At 68.6% G+C, this 16,763-nt stretch carries 20 protein-coding genes and 1 pseudogene; 20 read left to right on the plus strand and 1 reads right to left on the minus strand.

Translation table 11 applies throughout. The annotated features are described in order from the left end of the window. The gene (locus ACZ45E_RS36255; RefSeq protein ID WP_468229701.1) at positions 1 to 1,329 is read right to left on the minus strand and encodes a DNA-binding protein; all 1,329 of its coding nucleotides are present in this window, start codon (positions 1,327 to 1,329) and stop codon (positions 1 to 3) included. A 351-nt stretch (positions 1,330 to 1,680) separates the two neighbouring features. Between ACZ45E_RS36255 and ACZ45E_RS36260 the strand changes: the two genes are divergently transcribed. The 20 genes and pseudogenes from ACZ45E_RS36260 to ACZ45E_RS36355 all read left to right on the plus strand — a co-directional run bounded on the left by ACZ45E_RS36260 (position 1,681) and on the right by ACZ45E_RS36355 (position 16,763). Then, complete coding sequence (locus ACZ45E_RS36260) at positions 1,681 to 2,151, plus strand: hypothetical protein (RefSeq protein WP_468229704.1); 471 nt, start codon at positions 1,681 to 1,683, stop codon at positions 2,149 to 2,151. After that, positions 2,148 to 2,741 (plus strand): hypothetical protein, encoded by a 594-nt coding sequence (locus tag ACZ45E_RS36265; RefSeq protein WP_468229707.1) that lies wholly within the window; start codon positions 2,148 to 2,150, stop codon positions 2,739 to 2,741. Before ACZ45E_RS36260 ends, ACZ45E_RS36265 begins: the two co-directional genes overlap by 4 nt. Positions 2,742 to 2,851: 110 nt before the next feature. Continuing rightward, positions 2,852 to 3,325, plus strand: a complete 474-nt coding sequence (locus ACZ45E_RS36270; RefSeq protein ID WP_468229709.1) for a recombinase family protein — start codon at positions 2,852 to 2,854, stop codon at positions 3,323 to 3,325. A 52-nt stretch (positions 3,326 to 3,377) separates the two neighbouring features. Further along, on the plus strand, positions 3,378 to 3,572 hold the full coding sequence (locus ACZ45E_RS36275; protein ID WP_468229711.1) for a DUF5999 family protein: 195 nt from the start codon (positions 3,378 to 3,380) through the stop codon (positions 3,570 to 3,572). Beyond that, positions 3,569 to 4,249, plus strand: a complete 681-nt coding sequence (locus tag ACZ45E_RS36280) for a hypothetical protein (RefSeq protein WP_468229714.1) — start codon at positions 3,569 to 3,571, stop codon at positions 4,247 to 4,249. Before ACZ45E_RS36275 ends, ACZ45E_RS36280 begins: the two co-directional genes overlap by 4 nt. Beyond that, complete coding sequence (locus ACZ45E_RS36285) at positions 4,242 to 4,466, plus strand: helix-turn-helix domain-containing protein (protein ID WP_468229717.1); 225 nt, start codon at positions 4,242 to 4,244, stop codon at positions 4,464 to 4,466. The genes ACZ45E_RS36280 and ACZ45E_RS36285 overlap by 8 nt, the downstream gene beginning before the upstream one ends. A gap of 306 nt (positions 4,467 to 4,772) precedes the next feature. Beyond that, positions 4,773 to 6,029 carry an SIR2 family protein gene (locus ACZ45E_RS36290; RefSeq protein ID WP_468229719.1) on the plus strand — a complete coding sequence of 419 codons (1,257 nt, stop codon included), beginning with the start codon at positions 4,773 to 4,775 and terminating at the stop codon, positions 6,027 to 6,029. An 80-nt stretch (positions 6,030 to 6,109) separates the two neighbouring features. Then, the gene (locus ACZ45E_RS36295) at positions 6,110 to 7,402 is read left to right on the plus strand and encodes an aminotransferase class III-fold pyridoxal phosphate-dependent enzyme (protein ID WP_468229722.1); all 1,293 of its coding nucleotides are present in this window, start codon (positions 6,110 to 6,112) and stop codon (positions 7,400 to 7,402) included. Positions 7,403 to 7,541: 139 nt separating this feature from the next. Continuing rightward, entirely contained in the window at positions 7,542 to 8,864 is a 1,323-nt protein-coding gene (locus ACZ45E_RS36300) for a UDP-glucose dehydrogenase family protein (protein WP_468229724.1), read from the plus strand. Positions 8,865 to 8,875: 11 nt separating this feature from the next. Further along, the gene (locus ACZ45E_RS36305; protein WP_468229727.1) at positions 8,876 to 9,340 is read left to right on the plus strand and encodes a GNAT family N-acetyltransferase; all 465 of its coding nucleotides are present in this window, start codon (positions 8,876 to 8,878) and stop codon (positions 9,338 to 9,340) included. A gap of 89 nt (positions 9,341 to 9,429) precedes the next feature. Continuing rightward, a complete protein-coding gene (locus ACZ45E_RS36310) occupies positions 9,430 to 10,284 on the plus strand; it encodes an SDR family oxidoreductase (protein ID WP_468229730.1) in 855 nt (284 codons plus the stop codon). Between the two features lie 98 nt (positions 10,285 to 10,382). Next, positions 10,383 to 10,838, plus strand: coding sequence for a hypothetical protein (locus ACZ45E_RS36315; RefSeq protein WP_468229732.1), 456 nt, complete (start codon positions 10,383 to 10,385; stop codon positions 10,836 to 10,838). Positions 10,839 to 11,261: 423 nt separating this feature from the next. After that, positions 11,262 to 11,372, plus strand: a pseudogene (locus ACZ45E_RS36320) (DUF397 domain-containing protein); the annotation flags it as partial. A 52-nt stretch (positions 11,373 to 11,424) separates the two neighbouring features. Beyond that, on the plus strand, positions 11,425 to 11,916 hold the full coding sequence (locus ACZ45E_RS36325) for a hypothetical protein (RefSeq protein ID WP_468229734.1): 492 nt from the start codon (positions 11,425 to 11,427) through the stop codon (positions 11,914 to 11,916). 1,454 nt (positions 11,917 to 13,370) lie between these two features. Continuing rightward, complete coding sequence (locus ACZ45E_RS36330) at positions 13,371 to 14,174, plus strand: hypothetical protein (RefSeq protein WP_468229737.1); 804 nt, start codon at positions 13,371 to 13,373, stop codon at positions 14,172 to 14,174. Between the two features lie 115 nt (positions 14,175 to 14,289). Then, entirely contained in the window at positions 14,290 to 14,550 is a 261-nt protein-coding gene (locus ACZ45E_RS36335; RefSeq protein WP_468229740.1) for a hypothetical protein, read from the plus strand. Then, positions 14,547 to 15,611, plus strand: coding sequence for a conjugal transfer protein (locus tag ACZ45E_RS36340; protein WP_468229743.1), 1,065 nt, complete (start codon positions 14,547 to 14,549; stop codon positions 15,609 to 15,611). Before ACZ45E_RS36335 ends, ACZ45E_RS36340 begins: the two co-directional genes overlap by 4 nt. A gap of 11 nt (positions 15,612 to 15,622) precedes the next feature. Next, positions 15,623 to 15,976: a hypothetical protein gene (locus ACZ45E_RS36345; protein ID WP_468229746.1), complete on the plus strand. Its 354-nt coding sequence runs from the start codon at positions 15,623 to 15,625 to the stop codon at positions 15,974 to 15,976. Next, entirely contained in the window at positions 15,973 to 16,581 is a 609-nt protein-coding gene (locus ACZ45E_RS36350; RefSeq protein ID WP_468229748.1) for a hypothetical protein, read from the plus strand. The genes ACZ45E_RS36345 and ACZ45E_RS36350 overlap by 4 nt, the downstream gene beginning before the upstream one ends. After that, a complete protein-coding gene (locus ACZ45E_RS36355; RefSeq protein WP_468229750.1) occupies positions 16,578 to 16,763 on the plus strand; it encodes a hypothetical protein in 186 nt (61 codons plus the stop codon). The genes ACZ45E_RS36350 and ACZ45E_RS36355 overlap by 4 nt, the downstream gene beginning before the upstream one ends.

The raw sequence follows: 16,763 nt of genomic DNA on the forward strand, positions 1-16,763 counted from the left end.
TCAGCCTTCCAACTGGAGCAGCGCGGAGCGGCTGCTGAGCTGGTGGGTGCTGGCGGTCCGGGTGAACTCCTCCACGCGATCCCGGAGCTGCTGGGGAAGCGAAGCCCCGCGGAACGACTGCTGCGTGAGGTAGTGCTGGATCTGCCCAGTGCGGTTGAGGATGCCGGTGACACGCTGGTTGGCTGGAATGTCCCAGACCGGGTCGAGTGCGGCGGACGCGCCCTCCACGTCGTTCACGAGGAGCCGGGCCATGGCCAGATCCGCGGCGGCGCTTCCAAGGACGTGGGGGGAGCGTGCTTCCTGCGGCAGGCTGTTCAGGAGGTTGAGAGCGAGCCGGGCGGACTGCTCGGCATGATCTCCGTCGTGGATCAGGAGCGCGGTGGAGCTGCTGGACATCGCCAGGCGTTCTGCGGGGAACGAGAACTCCCCTCCGACGAGGTCGTGGAGGTCGTCGCGCTGTCCGTTGTCGATCTCCTCAGAATTCCGCAGAACGCGGAGCGCTGAGTCCACGTCGCCGAGGTAGCCGTGCGCGCGCGCCTCGATCGCAAGCAGGCGCCGACGGGCGACATCTCCGAGTCCGCCGTACGTCTGAGCGCGACGGGCTTTGTTGACGGCCTCGCGCGGCATGCCGGTGAAGTAGGCGATGTAGGCGAGGATGCCGTCGGAGAATGCCTGCAAGGGCTCGAAGCGGGCGCTTTCGCCGTACAGGTGTGCCGTACGGGCCAGGCGGCGGGCGCCGTCGAAGGCCCCGAGGTCGAAGGCCGCCGACGCGAGGAGGGCGACGGTTTGGCCTGTGAGTTCGAGCAGGCGCTGCTGCTGGGTCGGGATCTGCGTACGGTCACGCAGTTCCGTGAGCTGTTCTTGGAGGAGCCGGCCGCGGTGGAAGGCTTCGATCGGTGAGATCGAGGCGTACGCGTGCGCGAGGGCTACAACGTCGTCGGTGAATTGGTCCAGGCTGATGTCTGAGACGGATGCAGCGGCGGTCGCGCTGGCGTCGTCTTGTGCTTCGCGTGCCATCATGTTGATCTCTTGCTCCAGGTCGAACGCGGGTACCTGGGGATCTGCGGGCTGCGGCGGAGGAGCGAGTAAGGCTGTCGCCTCCTTGTTGAACATCGCCTTCAGCACGCGGCAGGTGTCCGGGGACAGTGACGTGACCTGTACCTGACCTCCACGCCAGCGGCGGTAAGTCCGCTCGCTACAGGTCGGGTTATTGACGCCCTTGCCGACCACCTCATCGGCGGTGTCATCGAACAGTTCACTGAACTCTGGATAGCCCATGTTCCGGGCGTCGCAGAGCTGCTTCAGCAGCGTCTCGGGTAGTGCACTCACGTCGTCCCCCAGTCGTCGAGCACTGGCCCGTCGGCGGCTCGCCTGCGGATCGATCCCTTCGTTCGAAGGGGATACCGCCGCCGCCTTCTAGTGCAACACATGCGAGGGAGATGGCACTTGGCTGGCCGCCAGATGACCGATGGCCGCCAGACGGCCGCGTAGATGGCACCCCGGTGACATGGCGATGGCACCCCATGCAGGGCCACTCTGATCAGCACCCTTGCTGAGAGTGCACGTCCAAGCACAATCTGATTTTGGGAGTCCCCCGTGACCTCACCCTTGCAACTCGCGGCCCCCACTGTGGCGGCTCGCCCCACTCTCACCCTGGCCGACAGCCGGCCCGTACATAACGTGAGCCCCATTCCGTTCCGTGTTCCGATCGAGCCCTGGTACGCCTGGAACGGCAGGTTCACCGCCCAGGACGGGGCCGGCGCGAACGCGCGGCTCCGCGCTCGTGCTCTCCTGGCTGTCGGACGATGGTCCGGCGACATCGAGGCGGCGAGCCGGGTCCTCGGCACGATCGTTGACAACGTGGTCATGCACACCGACGTGGAAGAACGCCACATGATCCCCGTCCGCTTACTCATTTCCGAGGACAACACCCTGCTCATCGAGGTCGATGACACCCAAGCCGATTTCCCGAACTGGGCCGAGGCGGTCACATGGGCTCCGGGAGCTGAGGCCTCGCGAGGCCGTGGCCTGTGGTGGGTGCGCCAGCTCGGTGCCCGACTGTCCTACTGCCGTCTCACAGACCAGAGCGGTAGGGCGATCGGCAAGACCGTGCAGGCGCTCCTCCCGGGGGTCACGGAGGTGTCCGCGTGAACGCGCCGACGCAGCTCACTCGGCGGGAGATCGATCCGCACCAACAGCTCCCCCCGGCCCAAGAGGTGGCGTTCACTCCCGCGGCCTTCCAGGTGTCACAGGCCGATGTGGCGCCGGACATGGGAACGCTGGCCGAGCGCATTCGCAACCTAATGACTCTCAAGCACGGCGGGGCCCTGCAACTCCCGCTGGGTGGCGGCCTCTTCGACATCGTCGTCACAGCGAGCGGTCCGAGTGCGTACGGCCTCATGACGGTGATGGACGAGATTCAGAAGACCGCCGTTGACGCCCCGGATGCCTGCGGGCCGGTCATCGAGGACCCCGGGCGGGCGTGGCTCATCTGGCTCGTCCCGCCGGGCACCAGCGACTGCTGGGAGCCCCACCGGTACGCCACCTGTCTCGGCCGGCCGAACCAGCTCGCTCTCCCTCCGCTCGCTCAGACCGATCCGCCCGGACCCTACTGGCGTCGACCGTGCCGCGGGGACCGTCTGGTCCCCCCGCAGCCCCTGCGTGACCTCCTCAACCAGTGGCAGCCCGGTCCGCCTCCTCACGAAGCGCTCCTCGGTTCCGTCCTGCGAACCATCTCCTAATCCCCGCGCGCGGCGGCGCTGCTCCTCACACGCCTCCGTCGCGCGCGACTCCAACCCCTGCCGCCGGGCACCATCCCCCGCCCGGCGGCAGGCCGACCGCGAGGAACCACGTGATCGAACACACCGGCCTACCGGCCCTAGGAGGCGACGAACGCCCCACCAGAGCATTCCGCCTCGATGAGAGGCGCCGGGAGTTCATGGCGAGCGCCATCCACGACGCAGTCCAGCGCGGCAGGCCCGTACGTGTGGCGACCTACGTCTTCGTGGGGCCCGAGGGCGAGCGGCGCGAGCAGATCGCCCGCATCGACGCTTACGCCCGACGGATGGACTGGCAGGTCTCCGCCAACACCTTCGCCGACCTCGGAAGGACCACGTCCATCAGCCAGCGGCCGGGGTTCGGAGCTGCTTGCCGGTACGCCACCACTGGTTTCGCCATCGGCATCCTCACTGCCAACCGCTTAGGCCTCGCCGCCGACGACGACGAGTACGAGCAGTTACTTGACTACCTCCACATGCGCGGCGTGTTCCTGGCCTTCCTCAGCGCCGCTAGCTCTGAGACCGATGCGGGGACCGCCGATGTCTGAGCAGCGCTGGCAAGTCGAGCGCAGGCCGTGCCCCAGCGAAAGGACCCTCCCTATGTGCACGCACGAGCCACCCTGCCCTCCGGCTTGGGCCCCCGACCGGGATGCCGCGGCCCCCAGGGTTTGCCACCCGGAACAGGGTTGGACCCTGCTGTGCAACGGCGTCCTTCTCTTCGAGGACACTGGCGAGCTGCTGCCGAACGGCACCGTCGTTGCGCCGCACCGGTCCCTGACAGGCGTCCCGACGTGAACGGCACGGAGGCCCGGACCCCCGCCTTCGTGCCGTACATCACCGCTCAGGAAGGCGAGGAACCCGACTTCGTGGCGAGGCTGGCCTCAAGGCCGCGCCACTGGAAGAACGGCGGCCTCTACTACACGGACGAGGTGGCCGGGGACCGTGACGGGCGAGGTGTGCTGTGGAGCCGCTTCTCTCAGAACCCGGGAGCTTGCGGTAGGCCGCGGTGGAGTCACGTGCTGCCGGCCCGTCAATGGGAGTGCATGGAGTACCTGTTGTGCCAGGGATGTCGCGGGCCTTCGAGCCGGACTTCCCTGGGGTGGCTCTTTCTCGCACCTCCGCCCCTCAGCGCCACATCGACCAACTGGTTCGAAGGCCACCAGACCTGGCAGCCTCCGGTCTGCCTGGAGCACGCCGTCGTTGCGATCGAGCAATGCGGCCATCTGCTGAGGAACGGCGCCGTCGCCCTGCGGTCTCGGGTGCCCAAGCTGTACGGAGTCATTGGCACGCCCTTCGAGGACAACGGCTTCGCCCGTCCCACACCTCAGAAGGTGAGCCCGGAGTACGTGGACGCGCCGCTGCCGTACTCAGCCCGGCAACACACGCCCTGGCTATTGGGGTCCCAGCTCGTACGCGAACTGCGCGGCGTCACGGTCGTCAATCTCGCAGAGGAGATCAAAGCAGGTGTCTGACACATTCGACTGGCCACCACCGCGCGTAAAACTCGCCCCCGATCAGCGGGCAGCGGTCACCGCCGAGTTGGTGAGACGGTACAAGCTCGGCAGATCGATCTACCGTCTCGCCGCCGAGTCCGGCCGCTCGTACGGCTTCGTCTGGCTGAGCCTCGCAGAGGCCGGCGTGAAGCGGCGAAAACCGGGCGGTCACCCTCGCCCGTCCGCAAGCAGGTAACTCCCGGTTCGAAACGTCGCTTTGCAGTCTCTGCAAGGCGTTTGCGTGCCCTGCTAAGCGATCACTGCGACCGTCGTGCCGATGGTGTTCTCGACTAGCACCACCACACCCCCCATACCCCCGCCCCTCCTCTGCTGCTGGGCCTGTCCCTGGCTCACCCACCGCGCAGGGGAGGGGCGGGCACCACCTCCCGGACGGGCGCGGCCAAGCGACCGCGCATCCAACTGGCCTCCCCGCCGAAGCGGAAATGGCAGCCACGCCCGTCCGGGGCCCAGCAAACGTCATCCCCAGACCTTGGAGGACGAGGTGTTTCTTCCCTACCCCGTGATCGAACAGCTCGACGAGAACCAGGAAGCAGCCTGGTACAAGCACTTCGCCGGGACCGGCCATGAGCGGCCCCGGGCGATCGAAGAGGGAATCTGGCGTCGGACGCAGGACCCGGCCAACGCAGTGCAGTCCGGTTGGACCGAAGACGAACACGGCCGCCGCCGCATCGTGCACTACCGCTACCGGTACGACATCGACTACACGTTCCCCGTACCGCGCCTCGTCCTGGCCGACCTGTACCTGTACACGTCGGTGCTCGGCCCGAAGGCCGAAATCGACGAGTACCGCAGCAACGTCCGCTTCTGGCTCATCGAAGGCGGCTGGCGGCAGTTGGATGACGACACTTGGTCAAAGGGCGACCTGCGGGTCACCGTCACCCCGTACGACACGCACCCGCAGGACGAGCGGGCCTCGCGGAAGACTCCGGCCGGGTTCTGCTCGCTCGACATCGTGTTCCTCTCCGAGGACTTCAAGGTGACGCGCAACGTGCGACAGATGCCGTGGAACGTCCTTGCGGGCGGCACCCGCATCAAGGATGAGCGCGGCAACCCGACCTACGCCGACGACCTGAGCGAGCTGAAGAACTACCTGCCGTTCCAAGTCGAGATCGGCTGCGGCACGAGCGTGGAAGCCGGGGTGCCACCGCTGCACTTCCTGCACCAGGCGTACCGGGTCACCGAGCGGACCGACAACGTCATGAAGCAGACGCACCCGTTCGTCCTGAGCCCGCAGAAGGACACGCTCGTGCGGCAGATGCTGCTCAACGCCACGGCGAAGGTCGACGAGCTGGTCACGATGTTCCGCGTCAGCTTCCTCGCCGAACCCACGGCCGCCCACCACGCGCTCAAGGCCCTCCACGACGCCGGACACTTCGTCGGCCCCGTGCTCCAGCACAACTTCGACCTGCTCGCCGCGCGGGCCGGACTCAAAGAGTGCTTCGTGCGCCGCTACGACCAGAAGATTCCGCCCGTGCCGTTCCACCCCGAGGCCAAGGCGCTGCTGGTCATCGGCCTGCACGCCGACCGGCGGTCAGTTCAGAAGCGGGCCCGTGAGCGCGGCATGAAGGTCTTCTACATCGACACCGAGGGCCTGGAGGAGTTCGGCAAGTACATGCCCTACCCGCTGGAGGGCCCGCAGGACGGTGACGTGATCGTGAAGGCCGAGGCCATCCCCACGCTCATCGAGCTGTGCCACCAGCTCGGCGTGAACTTCCCCGTCGCCCAGGCTGCCGCCTGACCGAACGGTTCTCCGGGGCCGCGCACCGCGCTCGTGCGCGGCCCCACCCGTGAGCACCCCCCGAGAAGGGAATCTTCCAAGTGGATCGATATGTGTTCCAACGTCAGCGGCTCCTCGCGTCCTCCCGGCCGCTGCCCGACTTCGAGGTCGTGGGGACGGACGGGCCGTGGCTGCACCTGGCCAGCGGTGCCCGCATGTTCGATGGATCGAGCGGGCTGCTTTGCACCAACATCGGCCAGAGCAGCCCCAAGGTTCACGCTCGGATCGAGCGGCAGTTCTTCCGCTACTCCTTCGGTGGTGCCGCTGTCGTCCGGCCCCACATCCAAATGGAGCTGATGGATCGTCTGTGCCGCGCCGTGGGCCGACCGGACGACTACGTGGCGCTGACGACGTGCGGGACCTTGGGCGTTGAGGTCGCCATCGGTTTGGCGCGCAGCATCACCCGAGCGCGCGACGGGAAGCGGCGCGGGGACATCCTCACCTCGACGCTGAGCTACCACGGGATGTCGGCACTGACCCTCGCCCTTGCGGGCAATGAGGCCCGCAGGCCCCGCCCGGAAGACGCGCTGGACCTCGGCCCCGGCTTCCCAGCGCCCTACCCGCCGACGCACCCCCATGCGGGCCGCGGCTGCGATGCCTCGTGCGCCGATGAGATCGCGCAGGAGATCGACCGCCGCGGGCCCGAAAACGTGGCCGCAGTGCTCATCGAGCCCGTCAACGGGACCACGGGCGGCGCCTTCGTCCCACCTGACGGCTACCTCCGGCGGGTGGCGGACATATGTCAGGAGCGGGACGTACTCGTGCTCCACGACGAGGTGCTGACCGGGATGTGGCGTACCGGCACCCCGCTCGCAAGCCAGCACTGGGAGGGCTGCGAGCCCGACATCGTGGTCCTCTCCAAGGGGCTGGGTGCCGGATATACAAGCGTCGGCGCGGTGCTGGTGTCCCCCGCCGCGGTCCGGTGGCTGCGGGAGCAACATGCCGACCCGCTGCCTGCGATGGGCACCATGGCCACCCATCCGCTCATGGCCGCCGCGTGCTTGGGCGTCCTGGACGAGCTGGAGGCCATCGACCTCCTCGCTCTCGACGAGCGCGGCCAGCGCCTCGGCCAAGGTTTGAAGGCGCTGAAGGGCGTCGGCCCGGTCAAGGACGTACGCGGGCTCGGATTCCTCTACGGCGTGGAGGTGGCCGCTGGGATGCTCTGGCCCGTAATGGAGGCCGCCGAAGAACGGGGCGTGTTCTTCTACCCCTTCACCGGCGCGGGCGACCCCAGGAGTGAAGGGCTGGTCGTCGCGCCGCCGCTGATCTCCACGGATGACGACACTGCGTTCCTGGTCGCCGCCTTGGCCGACGTAGTGGAAGCCGCAGCCTGAGCGCACACTCCTGGACCGCGTTGCTCGAACACCCCAACGAACATACAACGGACCCGACTTGGGCCCTGTGCACAACCGATAGCGTGCGGGGGGCCAACCGAGTTCGGTAGGCCCCCCGACCAGACAAGGACGACCTGCAATGCGCGTTTCCGTGATCGGCTGCGGACACCTCGGCATCCCGCACGCGGCGGCGATGGCCGAACTCGGCCATGAGGTCATCGGCGTGGATGTTGACCAGACCAAAGTCGATCGGCTCAACGCCGGCGAGTGCCCCATCTATGAGATCGGGCTGCCGGGCCTCCTCGCCCGCCACACCGCAAGCGGGCGTCTTCGGTTCACCACCGACATCAGCGAAGCCGCCTCCTTCGCCGAGCTGCACTTCATCGGCGTCGGCACCCCCATCGACGCCGACGGCCGCTCGTACGACACGGCGCAGGTCTTCGGTGCGATCCGCCAGCTTGCCCCCCACCTCGATCAGGCGTGCACCATCGTCGGCAAAAGCACGGTCACCGTCGGCACTACCATCCAGGTCACCGCCCTCGCCCAGCGTCTCGCCCCGGCCGGGGATCGCGTGGAGGTCGTGTGGAACCCGGAGTTCCTGCGCGAGGGCCACGCCGTGGAGGACACCCTGCGCCCCGACCGTCTCATCGCGGGCGTTACCACCGCGGAGGGCGAGAAGGCGATCCGCGCCGTGTACGCCGGAATCATCGACGCAGGCGTCCCCATTTTCATCACTGACCCGCAGACCGCCGAACTGGCCAAGGGCGCCGCGAACACCTTCCTCGGCATGAAGATCAGCTACATCAACGCCGTCGCCGACATGTGCGAGGCCGCCGGCGGAGATGTCGCTCAGATCGTGAACATTCTCGGCATCGACCCGCGGATCGGCGGCGGCGGAATGCAGCCAGGCATCGGCTACGGCGGCGGGTGCTTGCCCAAGGACGTGCGCGCCTTCACCGCCTCCGCGCGGGCCCTCGGCGCCGACGACGCCGCTTCCCTCCTGCGGGCCGCAGAGGTGATCAACGAGCGGCGCACCGACGTCGCCCTCGGACTCATCACCCGCGCCCTGGGCGAGCGGCCCATCAGCGGCGCCCGGATCACCGTGTGGGGTGCCGCGTTCAAGCCGGGCACCAACGACGTGCGCGAGTCCCCGGCTCTGGCCCTGTCTCAAGCGCTCCAACAGGCCGGCGGGATCGTCACCGTGCACGACCCGCAGGCCGTACCCACGGCGATGGTCCGCAACCCGGAGCTGGACTATACCGACGACCTGGCCGCATCCCTCGATGGTGCCGACATCGTCGTCCTGGCCACCGAGTGGCCCGAGTACCGGCAGGCCGACCCCCAGGCCTTGGTCGGCCGACCGGCCAACGCCCTTCTGGTTGATTGCCGCACCGCCCTCGATCCCGAGCCGTGGCGGGCTGCGGACTGGACCGTCCACCAGCTTGGACGCCCCGGGAAGTAGAGGATCGGGTCATGACCGGCAATGACGCGTTGTTTCGCCGTGCTGTGGACGCTGACGCCCGTGCGGCAGCCGACGTGTGGCTGCACTCCTACGCCGCCGCCTTGCCCACTGTGCGCTGCGCGCACGACGCGGCGGACGTACGGGACTGGTTCGCCCGCGTGCTCGTGCCGCAGTACGAGACCTGGGTGGCCGTCACGGAGGACAAGGTGGTGGGGCTGCTGGTCCTCAACGGCCGAGAACTAAAGCAGCTCTACCTCGAACCGGACTGGCGCGGGCGAGGCCTCGGCGACCGCTTCGTGGACTTGGCCAAGCAACAGCAGCCGGACGGCCTGTCGCTGTGGACCTTCCAGGTCAACACCCCGGCGCGACGCTTCTACGAGCGGCACGGCTTCGCCGAGGCCGAACGCACCGACGGGAAGCGCAATGACGAGCGCGAGCCGGATGTCCGGTACGTCTGGAAGCCGCAGACCTCATAGCCCTGCACGTCCGACGGACGAGGAAGGCGTCGCTCCCACACCGGAGTGGCCGCCTTTGCCACGCGGCCCGTGGGACTACGGTTACGCACATGACAATTCTGGTCGTCGGTGGCAGCGGCTTCCTGGGATCCGAGCTGGTTCGACAGGCGGGTGCCGCACGCTACTCGGCAGTCGCGACGTACGCTAACGAGCGGGGGGAAGCCCACCCAGCCTCATGGCGCCACCTCGATCTGCGCGACCCGGGGCGCCTGGACACGGTCATGTCCGAGGTGACCCCGAGCGTCGTCATCAACGCATCGAGCGGCCGGGCCAACTGGGCGGTCACAGCCGAAGGCCCGCTCTACCTCGCCATCACCGCCGCCAAGCACGGAATCGGCCTGGTACACGTGTCTACCGACGCGGTGTTCTCCGGCGCCGACCGCGTCCACTACGACGAGTCGTGTTCTCCCGACCCCATCACCCCCTACGGCGCGGCCAAGGCCGCTGCCGAGACCGGGGTTCTCGCCGTGCACCCGAAGGCCGCCGTCGTCCGCACGTCGCTGACCATCGGACACGGCCGTTCTGTGCACGAGCACCTGGTCCACCAGCTCGCCGCGGGCACGCTCGACGGCGCCCTGTTCACCGACGACATCCGGTGCCCCGTCCACGTCACAGACCTGGCCGCCGCGCTGCTGGAGCTGGCATTGAGTGGCGCCGCAGGGCTTCATCATGCCGCTGGAACCGACGCCCTGAGTCGTCACGAGCTCGGCATTCTCATCGCGCGCCGCGACGGCCTCGACGCATCCCGTCTGCCAGCCGGCCGACGGGCAGAGAGCACAGTTCCCGGCGCTCTAGATGTGCGCCTCGACAGTCATACGACGCAGCGGTCCTTGCGGACCCGCCTGCGCGGCGCGCGAGAGTTCCTTCGCTCCCCCGAGGGCCAGGGCGGGACACAGATCGGCTGAGGGTGTAACGCCTGGCGAGGTGGGTCCGTCCATAGAGCGAGGCCAGCCGTTGACGGTGGGCCGCGATCTGATGTATAGCCGCCGGGAGGAACCACACTGTGCCGACCTCGACTCCAGCAGTCCGCGATCAACTGGAATTCGAACCCTTCGCTGACCTCTTTGCCCTGCCGCAGGAAGTCACTGGGCCGACAGCCGTCATCGAGGAGCCGGAGGAGTCCTTCGCGCACGTCTGGATCGTCGCAGCAGAGATCAAGGTCGAAGACCGTGTAGCGAAGCTCGCCGACTTTCGCGGCTCGTTCACGACCGTGCAGGGCACTCGCGTCGACGCGCTTGAGGTGTACCGCGGGTCGTGCCGACGGCCTTACGAGGATGTCGCCGATCAGGACTGCGAGGCCCTGCTCGACAACCGGCACCTCATCGGCGGTGACCAGACACAGCAGGCCAAGCGGAAGGTTCCCGAGCTGCCGTCGACCGCGAAGGTCATCCCCGGCGGCGTGATCCAGCGGCGCGGCATCGGCGCCTACGACTCCGGCGTCTCCCGCCCGGCCCGCTAGCACCGACCGTGCCCATCTTCCTTCTCGGCGTCCTCCTCAAGGCTGCGGCGGAGACGTTTCCACTCCTTGCCGCTCGGTAGTACTGCGTGCGCATGGCGAGGCGGGGGTGCGAGCGCTTGGCCTGTTGCGCCACGCGGGCGGCGGGGTGTTGGGGTGTTGGGCAGGGGTGGCTTCGACCGGCCGGCGGAGGTCGCGGAATCTTGCCTGCTGGGCGCGATGGATCGACCACAGGTCTGGCTCCGGTCGAGCGGTCCTACCGACCCGGCCGTCGGCCCCTTCGCCGCGCCCGATCGGCGCACGGCTCGCTCGGACGGCGAACCGCGCACGATGACGAGGGCGCAGGACGCCAGGGGCTGACCGCCGCCTCCGGGCCCTCACGGGCCCCGCGCTCAGGCACCCCCCGCGGCGCCGGAGTCCGCGCGGCTCCCCCACACCGTTCCGGTACGGGACAGCAAGGTGCCGACGGGCCCCGTACTCTTCTTCACTCCCACCGCGTGGAACCGCTTTGTCACCGACCTCAAGAGCGACGACTAAGCCCCTCGCTCGCATCTGCGGCGTCTCCTCGGAACCCTAGGGAGACGCCGCAGTGTCTTTGGAAGAAGTCCTCGTACGGCGGAGGAGGGAAGGGCAACGCGTCGAGCTGGCTGCCCTGACGGCCGCACCGCTCGCCAGCAAGATCGAGACCTCGCTCGCCGGTATCGGGCGACCCGAACAGTGGGGTGAAGCCGCCTGGCCGGGAGTGCGGCTCGTGCCGGTACGCATCGACCTGGCCCGCTCGGCCGGCGCCGACATCGAGCAGCTCGTGCTCACCCTGCGCCTCGCGCTCGCCGAGCTCGGGCACCCGCTGCCTGCCTTCGACATCGCGCTGCGCCGCTACTGGGAGACGAATTATCCCGGCGAGCCCCTCGATGAGTACCTGCGCCGCGGCGGGCTGGCCCGCAAGTTCGGCGAATCCCTCTCCCAGCAGTTGCAGTCCGCACTCGCCGACGTCGCACAGGCACTCCTGCTGCCCGGCACCATCGGCACGGTCATCGGAGAAGTCGCCGGCACCCTGGCCGGCGCGCTGCACGAGCGGTGACTCCTCAAGAGTCTTGAGGAGTCAGTGCAGCCTATTGCTGTCCGCGCAGACACGCGGCCCTCCCCGGCAGGCAAGGGCGAGGCCTCTTCTGGCCGATCTGCCCGAAGCTCCTTTCAGAGGCAGCCAGTCGCCCGGCGTGCGGCCTGCCTCGCTCAGCTGTTGCTATGGGAGCAGAGGTGGAGCAAGAGGGAGCGTCTACAGCGCACCCGGCGTTTGAACAGTTCCGCGAGGAGAAAGAGAAATCCTCTCTCTTGGTAGACAAGAGAGAGGTGTCGGCGTTGGCGGACAGTACCCCGGCCCCCTCCCACCTGGGCTGAGTCTCACTCTGTCTCTCAGCGGCAGGCTGCCATTAGGCAACACAGCCATGGCAACAGGGGAAGGCAACACGGGGAAGCAATACGGGAAGGCAACACGGGAAGGCAACCGGCCTTCAGCGCAGGGCTCTGGGCCCTTGTCAGCCGAAGTTGCTCGGCTGACATCACCGGGTGCCGCTTCATCGACGTCGAGGCGTTCGCCACCGCTGCGGCCTCCACTGCCGTTGCGCTCTTGCACGCCGGCACTTCATCAACTGGGGCCGCTGGAAGACGTCCTGCCGGAGCCGCTGGACAACGTCACAGCCAGTTCCTGCTCGCTTCCCTATTCCCGACTCCTACGCCGGCTTGTGACGTCCGGGCCGTTCATGCCGACCAGTAGAACCACCGTCGGGTCGTGGCACTGTGCCCCCCGAGCGGTCCAGGAGCCATCAACGGGAAATCGGATGGGGAAGTCCCGCTGTTGCTGTGCGGGGAACGTTCTTGGTGCCGCTCGTCCCTGTTGCCCGGTCACTGGCCCGGGGCGCTGGAATGCGTGGCGCGGCCGGGGCACTCTTGCCAGTGGCCCGCGCTCCGGTCAGCGGCCCATTCCGCCCAACCAGAGGTCCCTGTCTGGTGGGTCGGCGCTTTGATGTGGGTCGGGCAGTGGCGAGTGCTGTCGCAGCAGGTCCGACCGTTCCACTCGGGGTGGAACGGCTGGACCTGCGGTTTTCCATCCTGGGTCACTGTTTGGGGTACTGCGCAACGTCGCCCGTGACGCGTCTGCGCACGCCTGGGCGGCCGTGGCACGCGTGCGGTCAGTTCGGCTCTGGATTGTGTGGAACGGGCGGGGCTCCCTCCCTCGCGCAGCACTCGGCGTAGTTCCGCGCGCCGCGTTCCATGGGAGGCGGTCGTTCCGCAGTGTTCGGTCGATGCTCCGCAGCGCGCGGCGTGGTGGTGGTGGTGCTGCGGCTGTCAGTGCTTCGGCCGCTCGGAGGGGCGTTACGGGATGCGCGCACGGGGGTGTGTGGGCTGCGGGTCACTGTGTTTGAGCGTGGGTCACTCTTTGGGCAAGTCTGACCTGGGCATTTGGGTGATTGGGGTATTCGGCGGGGCAGTGCGGCTGAGGAGAGTCCACGACACGTACTTGAAAGGGGTCGTGTCGTGGGAGCTGAGCAGCGGGTGTTCGCGGGGCTGGACGCCGAATGGGCGATGGTGTGTGCCGACCCGGCGGTGGGTGCTCTCGTGCCTGCCTGGATGGAGCAGGCCGGGGTCGCCTGCGAGGGAGAGCTGTCGCACGACTTGGGCGAGCTCGTCGGTGCGCTGCGTGGTGGAGGGGCTGATGACCGGTGGCTGCGCGGGCTGCTTGGGCTGGCCGCTGGTGAGGGGGAGCAGGCCCAGCTGGCCGCGCGGGTAGTGGTGCAGGCGATGGTGCCGGGGATGGTGAGGCTCACCCAGTCCTTGCTCACCTCGGCCCGTGAGTTCGACGACGTCGCCCAGGTCGTCATCGGCTGTCTGTACGTCGTGGTGCGCACGTTCCCGCTGCACCGCCGGAGCAAGGCCGCCTCCACGCTGCTGCTGGAAACGCTGCATCAGGCGAGCCGCGAGCTCGGGAGTGACGAGGCGTGCGAAGTGCGGCTGGATGTTTTTGGGGATGTCGCGGGTGCGACGGAGGACGTCGCCGATGAGGTGGCGCGGAACCTGTTGATCGAGCAGGGCCGGGCCCATCGTGTTGCCGTCGTTGATGAGGTTTGCGCGCCGGAGAGCGCCGAGGGGGAACTGGTGGCGCTGCTGGCGTGGGGTATCGACCGCGGCTGTCTGCAGGTGGAGCACGCCCGCACGGTGGTGGACGTGGTCCGGGAAGAGCAGGGGCGTACAGAAGCGAGGACGCCGGCGGCGCGCAAGCGCCGGTCGCGGGCTATCGGGTGGTTGCGTCCGGTGGCTGCTGAGTGGGTGGCCGCAGCGTGATGCGGGGTGTGGAAATTGGTCCGACTTCGCCGGTCACGTTTTGCGGGTTGCGGCTCCTTTGGGGGGTGTACGGCGGCAACAGGCCCGCCGGACTTCTGGAGTTGAGGAGGAGACCGTGACGATGACGCGCACAGCGCCCCCGGCGTCGGCGCTGGTCGGGCAGGCGGATCTCGATCTGCTCGCGACGGCCCGGCGCAGGGTCAAGCAGTTGGTCGCTCTGTTGGAGACGCTGCCGTTCACGGAGCAGACCGCCCGGATCGCACGGGCCTATCTGTCCGAGATCGGTCCGGCACGCGATGCGTTCGACCGGTTCGCCCGGCTGGATGCAGCCGAGCAGCAGCGGCAGTTGCGCACGTGGCAGGAGGCGGCCTCGTGAGGCGCCGCAGCCGCGAGGCCGTCGACGTCGTCGAGCCGGATCAGGTGCTGGAGGAGCAGGGCGGGTGGTGGACGTCGCCGTCGACCGGCTCTGTGGCCATGGCGACGAACATCGTGCGGCGTCTGGCCTGGGGACTGTTGATCGCGGGCCCGGTCCTGGGCGGGTGGGCGCTCGTGTCCCAGCCTGCCGCGGACGGGCACCCCGCAGCCATCGTGCAGGCCGCCGGGCAGGACTCAGCCGGGCCGGGCGGGTTCGCGGAAATGTACGTTGCCGCGTTCTTGCGTGCCGGCGAGGGATCTCAGGACGAGGTTGCCGCGTTCTATCCGCGCGCCACCAGTCTTGAGCTGGGTGGCAAGCCCGACGCCGTGCAGGTCGGGCAGATCGCTGCCGTGCGGGTGAAGGAAGTGGCGCCGGGTCGCTACTGGTCGGTGACTGTCGCCGCCCGCGTCTTGGAACCAGCACCGCCGAAGGCTGCGGGAGACGGTGCGGCTGCGGCCGAGGGACCGTCAGGGATTCGTCAGCGGTTCTTCCAGGTTCCCGTCGAAGCTGACCGGGAGGGTGGGCCGCTGTCGGCTCTCGCCTTGCCCGCCGAGGTTGCCGCGCCCGCCGGCAAGGACCCGCAAGCTGAACTCGCCTATGGGGCTGCGCTTTCGGCGCAGGCCTCGGATCCGGCCGTGGACACGCTCAGCGCATTCTTCGCCTCGTATCTGTCCGGCAATGGTGAGCTCGGCCGCTATCTCTCCCCCGGCACACGGCTTTCCCCCGTGCGACCTGCTCCGTACCGGTCGGCGGTCGTCACCCAGATTGCGGCGGAAACCGCGTTCCAGGACAGCGACGGAGACGGGCGGATCGGCGCTCCGGCCGGGCGGGAGCGACTGCGTCTGGTCGTCGACGTGAAGGCTGCCCGCCTCGATGGCGTCGCCCTCCCGCTGTCCTACGCACTCACCTTGGCCGGCCGTGATGGCCGGTGGGAGGTCGCAGCCCTGGACACCACCCCTCAGATCACCCTGCCGGACGTTCCTGCGCCGGCCACGTCGCCGTCCAGCGCACCCGCTCAGTAAGGAGCACTTTCATGCACTCCACTCCGTTGGCTGCGGCCGGTCTCCTCGAGGACTGGACCGGCCTGGGCAAGGACGTCAAGACACTGCTGACCGTTGTCGTCCTCGGCATCATCTACGTGGGCAGCATCGCTGCGACCTGGGCTGCGACCCGCTCCATGCTCAAGGCCGGTGTCGCCGCGGTCGGCGGCGCGATCGTCATGGGCGTCATCGCTTCCCAGACCGTCCTCAGCAGCAAGGCCGCCGAGGAACTCAAGAAGGACCACACCGTCGGCCTGGACTCAGCTGTCGTCCGCGTCGTCGACATCCCTGAACCTGCGCTCGCCGCCGCGCCGGCCGTCATCAACCTGGTCGGACAGCGCTCATGAGCACCACCGAGGCAGAGTTCCTGGTCGGCCGTTGCTACACCAAGGCCCGCCGGCATCCCAGCATGATCGGGCAGTGGGAGGGGCGCCGCCTGTGGGGTGGTCCCTACAGCGTGCCGCAGTTCATCACCATGGGCGTGACCTTCGGTGCCCTGGTGCTGCTCCTGGTGATGGTGCCCGCCCTGTGGGCGACGTTCGGGCTGTTCAACCTCGCCGCGCTGGTCCTGCTGCCGTATCTCTCCTCGCTGCTGGTGCGGCGACTGCACATCGACGGCCGCAGCCCGTTCGCCGCGATGGCCAGCACTCTGGGGCTGCTCGCGGGCGGGCAGCGGCCCCGCCTGCGCGGACGACAGCTGCGGCGGATCGCTACCCAACCGCTGTCCGGCACCGTCACGTTCACCGAGCTCGCCCCGCCGCGCCGCTTGGCCGGCCAAACGCTCCCTGTCGCGGCCGCTTCCGTCCCCGCCACGGACCTGCCGCTGACGGGGACGGGAACGGGGCGGACGTCACCACGCGCTGCGGCCGCTGCCACAGCGGTCACTTCCACTGCGGCCAGCGCACTCGCCCAGCTCGCCACCCACCGCGCACACACATCGAGGCAGCAATGACCGCATCCACCCCTGCGCCTCAGTCTGACCTGCTGCCGCTCACCGACGCCCAGGCCGCTGTCCTGCCCGGTCTTCTCGCCCCCGGCACGAGCGCCGTGGCCATGCATCTGCAGGCGCATGGCCCGCAGGCCCGTCGCATCACCAAGGCGACCACCATCGCTGAGCAAGGAGAGCAGTCGTGA

It is taken from the genome of Streptomyces sp. NPDC030991 (assembly GCF_055571235.1).